This is a genomic window from Empedobacter sp. UBA7620, assembly GCF_002484185.1.
Lineage (GTDB): Bacteria > Bacteroidota > Bacteroidia > Flavobacteriales > Weeksellaceae > Empedobacter > Empedobacter falsenii_C.
Genome location: NZ_DLJI01000014.1, coordinates 1 through 10,178, shown reverse-complemented (window position 1 = coordinate 10,178; position 10,178 = coordinate 1). Strand labels below are relative to the sequence as shown.

At 33.0% G+C, this 10,178-nt stretch carries 8 protein-coding genes; 6 read left to right on the top strand and 2 right to left on the bottom strand.

What is annotated here, in order from left to right:
• Both B2217_RS02310 and B2217_RS02305 read right to left on the bottom strand, forming a co-directional pair.
• Positions 1–2,338, bottom strand: a 2,338-nt coding sequence (locus B2217_RS02310) for a TonB-dependent receptor (RefSeq protein ID WP_291122050.1), incomplete at its 3' end; no start/stop codon positions are given.
• Entirely contained in the window at positions 2,286–3,977 is a 1,692-nt protein-coding gene (locus B2217_RS02305; protein WP_180906217.1) for a M23 family metallopeptidase, read from the bottom strand. The genes B2217_RS02305 and B2217_RS02310, both read right to left, overlap by 53 nt.
• Positions 3,978–4,213: 236 nt before the next feature.
• On the opposite strand from B2217_RS02305, the gene B2217_RS02300 reads away from it, so the two are divergent.
• From B2217_RS02300 to B2217_RS02275, 6 genes are all read left to right on the top strand, one after another.
• The gene (locus B2217_RS02300; protein ID WP_291122049.1) at positions 4,214–5,038 is read left to right on the top strand and encodes a hypothetical protein; all 825 of its coding nucleotides are present in this window, start codon (positions 4,214–4,216) and stop codon (positions 5,036–5,038) included.
• Positions 5,039–5,168: 130 nt separating this feature from the next.
• Positions 5,169–5,504: a hypothetical protein gene (locus B2217_RS02295; RefSeq protein WP_146810388.1), complete on the top strand. Its 336-nt coding sequence runs from the start codon at positions 5,169–5,171 to the stop codon at positions 5,502–5,504.
• Between the two features lie 8 nt (positions 5,505–5,512).
• Complete coding sequence (locus B2217_RS02290) at positions 5,513–5,803, top strand: cell division protein ZapA (RefSeq protein WP_038335658.1); 291 nt, start codon at positions 5,513–5,515, stop codon at positions 5,801–5,803.
• Positions 5,804–6,054: 251 nt separating this feature from the next.
• The gene (rny, locus tag B2217_RS02285; protein ID WP_180906219.1) at positions 6,055–7,629 is read left to right on the top strand and encodes a ribonuclease Y; all 1,575 of its coding nucleotides are present in this window, start codon (positions 6,055–6,057) and stop codon (positions 7,627–7,629) included.
• Positions 7,630–8,012: 383 nt separating this feature from the next.
• Complete coding sequence (locus B2217_RS02280; RefSeq protein ID WP_286501788.1) at positions 8,013–8,972, top strand: ribonucleotide-diphosphate reductase subunit beta; 960 nt, start codon at positions 8,013–8,015, stop codon at positions 8,970–8,972.
• Between the two features lie 79 nt (positions 8,973–9,051).
• Positions 9,052–10,178, top strand: a 1,127-nt coding sequence (locus tag B2217_RS02275; protein ID WP_291122048.1) for a ribonucleotide-diphosphate reductase subunit alpha, incomplete at its 3' end; no start/stop codon positions are given.

Here is a 10,178-nt window from a genome sequence, read left to right as displayed (position 1 = left end):
TGATTTCATTTTTGATATCAAACACATTGAATACATCTACACCAATCGAAATTTCTTTGAAATTACTCCAAAATGTTCCTTTTGATGGTTTCAATTCTTTTTGATTAATCAATTCTTTCACAAAACCAATATCTACACGTTTGTAATCTGTCAGCGTTGTTTGATAATTATATGGATCTGCAAATTGTGGTGCTCCGTTTGGTAAACCAGAAGCATAAATTAAATTCACATTCACCTTGAAGGAAGGTAAAAACTCCATATAATCTTGGAAAAATGCCGATAATTTGAAACGTGGATCTGTCGGTAATGGAATATTTCCTTTATCATCAATATTTTGATAAGCACGCGCATATGAAGCCGAGAACCAAGAATCAATACCAGGAACAAACTGCCCAAATAAACGCATGTCAAGTCCATATGCGTAACCTTTCGAGTTGTTATCTGCTGTATAACGAATTCTCACATTGTCCACATAATACGGATTCAAATCATTTAAGATTTTGTAATAAACCTCAGTTGTTAATTTGAACGGACGATCCATCCATTTAAATTCGTAATCGTTTCCAAAAATAAAGTGTATAGATTGTTGCGATTTTACTTTATCATTTAACGAACCATCTAAACGACGAATCTCGCGATAGAAAGGAGGTTGATAATAAACACCTGTCGAAAAACGGAACAACATATCGCTTTCCCAATCTGGTTTGATCGCGATTTGAGCACGAGGCGAAACGGTTGTTTCTTCATTAAAATCCCAATAAGCCGCACGTACACCAGCATTGAACATCACTTTCGCATCATTCCACATAAATTTGCTCGTGTATTGCGCATAACCAGAAATACGATTAGTTTTTAAATTATTTTTAGAATTCACATAATAACTTAAATTCAGACCATTATTAGGATTTGGATTCACAACATATCCTGTCGAATCAATCGCTTGCCATTCACCCAATAAATCACGAATATCTTCTTGTTGAAATTTTGCACCCCACTCAATATCATTGTTTCCGTTGATTTTGTATTTTCCTTTGTGTTGAATTCCGGCAACTAATGCATCAAAATTATTTCGTGCATGATCGATTTGCGAACCAACATCATTCGTAGAAGTTGCAAAGCCTTTTTCGTCTACTTCGGAAATGAAATAAGAACCTTGAATATCAAAATATTCGCGCTCTTTCGAATGATAAGCAAAAACATCTAACCCTAAATCTACTTTAGAATTTGGTTGATACGTAAACGATAAACTTCCTGTTTCTGTCGCAAATTTATCATCTTCTTTTCCGTCATAAAAAACAGTTAGCAACAAGGGAGTATCCATTGTATTGATATAAGTTTCACGTTTTATAGGGAACATTTCGTAGCGCGAACGCGACATTGTTCCCAAAAATGCAACATTCCATTTATCATTTAATTTATAATTGATATTGGCTTGCACATCGTAATATTCAGGATTGAAATTGGTATCACCTTTTAAGGTATTTAATACTAAATTTCTGTTTTGATAACGCGCTCCAACAATTGCCGAAAGTTTTTTGTCTTTAGAACCTCCGCCTAATGTCAAGCTTCCGCCCATTAAACTAGCTTCTAATTGACCTTCAAATTTTGTTGGACGTTTGTAGGTAACATCTAAAACAGAAGACATTTTGTCGCCATATTTGGCTTCCCAACCACCAGCAGAAAAGTTGATAAATTGCGTCATCGCAGGATTTACAAAGCCTAAACCTTCTTGTTCACCAGAACGAATCAATTGAGGTTTGTAAACTTCGATTCCGTTAACGTAAATTAAATTTTCGTCATAATTTCCTCCGCGAACCATGTATTGCGAACTCAATTCTGTATTCGAATTTACGAAAGGTAATGTTTTTAATAAATCGGCAACTCCGCCAGTTAAACTTGGTCCTTGTTGCATTTGCGCAGCACTCAAAACGGTACTTTGCAAAGGTTTATTTTTATTGGATTGAAAAGAAATTGTTGCTTCACCTAATTCTATCGCATTGGTTTGATCAGGAACTAATTGAACAAAAATTTCTTTTTTGTTTTTATCTTTTAGCGTAAACGTTTGTGCAAACGAATGATAACCATTATTGTTAAAAGTTACGGTAACGGAAGAATTTGATGGAATATCAATTTTGAAATTACCATTTTGATCTGTAAAATAAGATTGATCGTTGACAATAATCTCAGCTTCACTAATTGGAATTCTATTTTCGTCGACAACTTTACCATTAATTTGCGCTGTTTGAGCAAATAAAATTCCACCCAAAAGAGATAAACTTATGGTACTAAGAAATCTTTTTGAATGTTGTAGAGTACGTTGCTGTGTTGTTTTTTTCATCTTTCACGTTTAATTCTAATTGATGGTCACCAACCGAAATCTGTTCTTTGTTCAAATTAATTGATAATCGTTTAATTTTTTGATCATATTCGGCTAAAACCCACTTACCATCGATATAAGCTTTATAGTCTTTTATCCCAGATTGTGCATCATCAATTGTAAATTTGATAATAGCATTAGCTTGAGTAAATTGACTATCTGATTTGATATTTAACGGAGTAATTGTCGGTTTAGTATTGTCAATTAAAATAGAAAAAACGCCAAAATCTTTTGGATTCGCAACAAGCTTCCCATTTTTGAGGTCTGTTGTTAAATAATCTTTTTTCCAAGCGCCTCTTTTTTGATATTCTCGCACAATAACAGCTTTGTCCAATTGTGCAGTAGGAATATCAGCAGTTGGCTCTATCGCTAACGTGTAAGTTTGATGAACTGGCATATAATAATCGCCAACCCAATGTTTACCATTCGAGAATTTATAAGCTAAATCAAAATCTTCATAGAAGATATTTTTAGGGAAAAATATTTCGATTCCATCAGATTTGAAATGATTTTCTTTGTTCCACAACATTGGATTTGTTTCAGGAAGTTTCGCAGAATCTACAAATGCTTTTCCATTAACAGTAAACGATTGCGAAGATAAATTGCCAGCATAATCAGAAACATCAATTTTTACTTTGTACGATTTTCCGTCTTCAAGCTCTAAAATTCCATTGTTTTTTAGGTTAGAATACATTCTGACAGGATTTCCATCTTTTACAAAACCTTGATACACCCAACTATTATTTTTCTGAATATCGGCATAATCGCAAACTGTATTTATAGCTCGCGCTTCATCAAACGAAAAACGATTAGAAGTAAACGTATAAATCGGGTCATCATTTACATAAATATTTATTTGATGAATACCATTGTTGTTTTCAACTCCATTCAGTTTGTCATATGCTTTTACACCAAAACCTATTGCGCCAGAAGCAGAAATTGTTCCGCCATTTGCTACAACAATTCTATTTGTTTTTTGATTCACATCACCATAAATTGGATAAGCGTACAAACCTAAAATAGATGGTTTTCGTGTGTCAGGTAAATCAAAACCAAAATAAAAAGGATTAATTGGTTCTTCCGTTTTGGTATCACGAATTTCGAAATGTAAATGTGGACCTCCAGAACCTCCAGAATTCCCTGAAAGCGCAATCAAATCACCTATTTTAACAGGAAGTTCGTTTGGTTTTGGATGTAATTCGATCTTAAACGTTTCATTCGCATATTGTTGTTTACGGACATATTCCTGCAATTCTGGCGTAAATTCTCTCAAATGCGCATAAACAGAAGTATATCCATTTGGATGATCGATATAAAGTGCATTTCCGTAACCAGTTGGCGAAATATTAATACGAGATATATAACCATCTCCAACCGCTTTTACTTTCAGACCTTCGCGTTGTTGAGTTTTGATATCAAGCCCAGCGTGGAAATGATTGGCACGTAATTCTCCAAAATTTCCAGCCAAATAATTGGTAATTTCTAAAGGATTTTGGAAGATATTTTTTGGATATGTTTCAGATTTTGGTTGTTCAGTTCGTTGTCCAAAAACAACAGAACTTAGTAATAAGTTTAGTAAAATTGGCTTAATCACTTTCATTTTTTCTTTTCAATAATTAACAAATCAGTTAAAAGTAAACTAATTCTTTTACAAACATCTTTAATCTTTTGAATTTCTGAAAATTATTTGAAGATAAATCTTTGTAAAATAAAATTAAATAATTGATTATAAGTATTTTGTGTTTGTAAAATAATAAACAAGTAAAAGAAAAGGATTTTGGTGAATGAATGAAAAATGATGCAACTAATTTTAAATCAAACATTAAAAAAAACATTATGAGAAAAATTATTTTGGCACTTTATATTGTTGCTTCTATCACAAGTTGTAATCAATACAAGAGTTCAGAAAGTAATGCAGAATTGGCTGCAGATGCAAAAGAAGAAGTTGCAGTTTCTAATGCTGCAAATCCAAAAGTAGTAGGGAAGGTTTTCAAATCGAATGCGTTGATTGAAATGAAAGTAAAAGATGCGATGAAAGATGCCGTTCAAATTGAAGAAAATGCGATTGCGCTGAATGGATTTGTGTTGAACAGCGAAATGAATAATCAAATTTTAGATTCGGATAAAGTTCAATTATCGGAAGAAAGCGTCAAGAAAATAGATAAAATTCAACGTTCTTATTTGATTGAATTGAAAGTTCCGTCAAATAAATTGCGCGAACATGTCAAATTTGCAGTAGAAAAAGGAATTATTATCGATTATATTTTAATTAATAATGAAGAAATGACCTTTGAGAAATATGAAAATGAGTTGAAAAATGAAAACAATAAAGCAGTTAAAATTTCGCAACAAATCGAAAATAAAGTCAACAAAGCGTTGATAAATGATGCGACTTCTTATGCGACTATTGCGTATCAATTATCAGAAGAACCACGAGTTGTAACGAATATTTTACCACAAACCGATCTGAAAGCTTATAGAGAAATCAACTTAGGATATGAGTTAAAACAAAGTTGGAAAGATGGAATGTATTATTTCAAATCAATTTTGATTATTTTCTGTCAATTTCTGCCAACTATTCTTTCGGTATTGTTTTTGTTTTTTAGTATCAAGTATGTTGTGAAAGTAGTGAAGAATAGAGAAACGAAACAAAAAATATAAGTAAATCTCTATTTGTCAAATGAATAAGAAAAAACTGATAATATTTAGGTTTTTGTATTGATTAGAAGTAAAAAAATACTATTTTTGCAATAGAAGCTAGAATAATTGAAATTCTCAGGAGATGGAAAAAATGGTAAAATTTAATGAACTTGAAAACAAAGTTTTAAGTGTTTTAGGCCAACTTGGGAATTATAAAGATATATTGAAGGGCGCTGAAAACTCGATACAAGAATTGGAAAAATTGCAAAATGAAATCAATTCTCTAAAAGAAGAAAATGCCCGATTGAAAAATAAATTGAGAGATTCGCAAGCGAATAACTTAAATTTAAATGAGGAGGTAAAACGATTAAAAGTCGTTAATGCAATGAGCGGAAATCAGGAGTACAAACAAATGATGAAGCAAAGAATGAACAAATTAATAAAAGAAGTCGATACGTGCATCGCTCAAATTAAAACTAATAATTAATAAAAAGAATGTCAACTCAACGAATTGAGATAAAAATTGCTTCACGTCATTATCCAATGACGATTAATTCTGACGAGGAAGAAATGTTACTTTCTTGTGCAGAAGAAATAAATGGTATTTTGAAACAATTTGAACAAAAGTACGCTGTTTCTGACAAACAAGACGCGCTTGCAATGGTGACAATTCAGTTAGCTTTACGCGAAGCAAAGCTGAAAAAGCAAGTGAAAGATAACGAAGAAATGACTACAGAGCGCATTTCGAAGTTATTAGAATTGATTGATCAGTCAATCGCAAAATAAGAGAAGTTCTGACAGTTGTGAAACTGTCCACTAAACAATATTCCTACATTAGTTCTAGCTATTTTGGTTAACTCAACACTAGTTTTGTTACCGAGTGAACACCGTTCGGAAAGCGGGCCGCAACCTTTTAGGTTCATTTATTTGACAGCGGATACTTGATTGACGGACTAACTCAAATCCTGTTTACAGGAGTTAACTCAAAACATACTTTACTAATGTAGGTTTTTTTATATATAAACATTACATAATCTATGGACCCAATTATGACAATAATTATTGCAATTGTTACATTAATCATAGGTGCAGCGGTGGGATATTTCTTATCAAAAAAATCAGTTGATAAACAGAATCAAGAACTGATTGACGAAGCAACTCGCAAAGCACAAAATTTGATTAATGATGCTGAGAAAGATGGTGAAGCCATTAAAAAAGAGAAAATTTTTCAAGCCAAAGAGAAATTTTTAGAATTAAAATCTAAACACGAAGAAGTTGTTAATCAACGTGAAAGAAAAGTAGCTGATGCTGAGCTTAAAGTAAAAGAACGTGAAGAGAGAATCAAAACGGACTTAGCAGAAATTCAGAAACAAAAAGATCAGATTAAATCTGAGAAAGGAAATATACAAGCACGTACAGAAAAGCTTAATATTAAGCAAAAAGAAGTGGATACGATGCACAAAAAACAAGTAGAAATCCTTGAAAAAATTTCGAATTATTCTGCTGATGAAGCACGTGCCGAACTGATTGAAGTCTTAAAAGACGAAGCAAGAACTAAAGCACAAGCTCATATCCAAGAAATTATGGAAGAGGCTGAATTAGATGCGAAAAGCGAAGCGCGTAAAATTGTGATTTCTTCTATTCAACGTATTGGTACAGAGCAAGCTATTGAGAATGCGGTTTCTGTATTTAATATTGAGTCTGACGAAATTAAAGGACGTATCATTGGTCGTGAAGGACGTAACATTCGTGCAATTGAGGCTGCGACTGGAGTTGAGGTGATTGTTGATGATACGCCAGAAGCGATTATCCTTTCTTGTTTCGACCCTGTTCGTCGTGAAATTGCTCGTTTGTCTTTGCATCGCTTAGTAACGGACGGACGTATTCACCCAGCACGTATTGAGGAAGTTGTTGCGAAAACAACAAAACAAATCGAGGACGAAATTATCGAAGTTGGTAAGAAAACAATTTTAGATTTAGGAATTCATGGTTTACACAAAGATTTGGTTCGTATCGTTGGACGAATGAAATATCGTTCTTCTTATGGTCAAAACTTATTGCAACACTCTCGCGAGGTGGCAAACTTAGCAGGAACGTTGGCTGCGGAATTAGGATTGAATCCTAAGTTAGCGAAACGTGCAGGTTTATTACACGATATTGGTAAAGTTCCGGAGCAAGAATCTGAATTGCCTCACGCAATTTTGGGTATGCAATGGGCAGAAAAATATGGGGAACATCCAGATGTAATTAACGCGATTGGAGCTCACCACGACGAAATTGAGATGACTTCTTTAATTTCACCACTTGTACAAGTAGCCGATGCAATTTCTGGTGCTCGTCCAGGTGCTCGTCGTCAAGTTGTGGAATCGTATATGCAACGTTTAAAAGATTTAGAAGCTACGGCTCTTAACTTTGATGGTGTAGAAAAAGCATACGCGATTCAAGCTGGTCGTGAGTTGCGTGTGATTGTAGAAAGTGATAAAGTTGATGATACAAAAGCAGCTGAATTATCGTTCTTAATTTCAGATAAAATTCAAAACGAAATGACTTATCCAGGTCAAGTTCGTGTAACTGTAATTCGTGAAACGCGTGCAGTAAATATTGCAAGATAAAATTTAGAATTTAATCATATTCTTTAGGCAAGTCTACAACAAGGCTTGCCTATTTTTTTGTGTTAAATTATAGAAAATTAATCCAAGTTATAGTTGTTATTTTGATAAAAATTATTAAATTATAACGAATAAAAATATGAAAATAATCGATTAATAATCAGGTAATTAACAACTTGTTGATAACCTTTTTAATTTTTAAGATTACAAAATTTTTAATTGTAAAATCTTATCTTAATTTTGAAAGAATCGATGAGTAATTGAAACGAAAATGTAACCCTATTGAGGTTCAAATTTCTAAATAAAATAAAAGAACCAACTTTAATTTATTTGGAAGAAAAAATCGTTTTTACCAAAGTTTATTAATCTAAAAAGTCCAAAAAACTATGTCTATTTTTGATAAAAGGGTAAATTATAAACCATTTGAATATCCTGAAATTTTAACCTTTACAGAAGCAATCCAAAAAGCATATTGGGTACATGGAGAAGTAGATTTTACTTCGGATATCCAAGATTATCATGCTAATTTAGATGATGCGAAACGCGAAATTCACAAACGTTCTATTTTATCAATTGCGCAAGTTGAGGTAACGGTAAAAGGATTTTGGGGAGATTTGTATCACTATTTTCCAAAACCAGAATTGAATGGATTAGGTGCTACTTTTGCAGAATGTGAGTTTAGACACAGTGAAGCATATTCGCGTATTTTGGAGGTAAATGGTTATTTGGATGAGTTTAATGTAGCCTTACAAAATCCAATTTTCAAAAGCTATAATACGTTTGTTGGCGAAATTATGCGCGACGAGAGCAAATCAATTGTAGAGAAATTATTGTTCTTTGCATTGGTGATCGAAGATAGTTCGTTGTTCTCGAAATTTGCAAATATTTTGGCATTTACACGTTTTGACGGTTTAATGAAAAATACAGCAAACATCATTGCTTGGACATCTACAGATGAGCAAATTCACGCAAATGCTGGGATTTATTTGATTAATAAAATTCGTGAAGAAGGTTTATTACCAGAAGAGTTAGATCAAAACTGGGTAGAAACTGCTGTTCGTGGTTATATCGATCAAGAAGAAATGATGTTGGATTGGATTTTCGAGAAAGGAGAATTTGGTTATTACTCAAAAGCAGATTTATTAAACTATATGAAATACCGTATTGATGAAGCAATTGCTAAAATTGGATACAAAAAAATATTTCATATTTCCCAAGAACAGTATAAACCGATGGCTTGGTTTGAGGAAGAAGTTTTTGCGAGTAGTTTAGACGATTTTTTCGCAAAAAGACCAGTAGATTATACTAAACATGACAAAAGTATTTCGGCAGACGATTTATTTTAAACCGCCGAAACTTTTTATCAAAAACACAACTATAAATAAAATTATTTAACAATATCACATCATTATAAATTCTAAAGCTATGGACAATCCAATACCACACGACGACATTCAAAATATATTTTTTGACGGTGAAGCACCAAAATTATGGTGGAAAAACTCTGAATCTGAACAAATTTTGAATAGAGGTTATTTATTGAAAGGGGAAACAGTTGAAGGAGCTATAGATCGTATCACAGCTGCGGCTGCAAAACGTTTATACAAACCAGAATTGCAAGAATCTTTCAAAGAAATGATAGAAAGAGGTTGGATGAGTTTATCATCTCCAATTTGGGCAAATATGGGAACAGAGCGTGGTTTACCAATTTCTTGTTTCAATGTTCATATTCCAGATAGTATTGAAGGAATTACGCATAAATTAGGAGAAGTTATTATGCAAACTAAAATCGGTGGTGGTACTTCTGGTTATTTTGGTGAATTGCGTGAGCGTGGAGCGGCGATTACAGATAACGGAAAAAGTAGTGGAGCTGTTTCGTTTATGGAATTGTTCAATTCTGCGATGAATGTGGTTTCTCAAGGTTCTACACGTCGTGGAGCTTTTGCGGCTTATTTGGATATTGACCATGATGATATCGAAGAATTCTTGAAAATTAAATCGATAGGAAGTTCAATTCAGAATTTATTTTATGGTGTTTGTGTACCAGATTATTGGATGCAAGAAATGATTGATGGAGATGCGGATAAACGTCAAATTTGGGCGAAAGTTTTAGAGTCTCGTCAAGAAAAAGGATTACCATATTTATTCTTTACAGATAACGTAAATAAAAATAAACCACAGGTTTACAAAGATTTAGGAATGTCAATTAATGCTTCTAATCTTTGTTCAGAAATTATGTTGCCTTCATCTGCTGATGAATCATTTATTTGTTGTTTATCTTCTATGAACTTAGAGCTATACGATGAATGGAAAGATACTGAGGCAGTACGTTTAGCAATTTTCTTTTTAGATGCAGTTTTACAAGAATTCATCGAAAAAACAGAAGGAAATCATTATTTAGCATCAGCTAATCGTTTTGCAAAACGTCACCGTGCATTAGGTTTAGGTGTATTAGGGTGGCACTCTTACTTACAACGCAACATGATTCCTTTTGAAGGAATGGAAGCGAAATTACGTACAACAGAAATTTTCAAGCATATTCAATCTAAAGC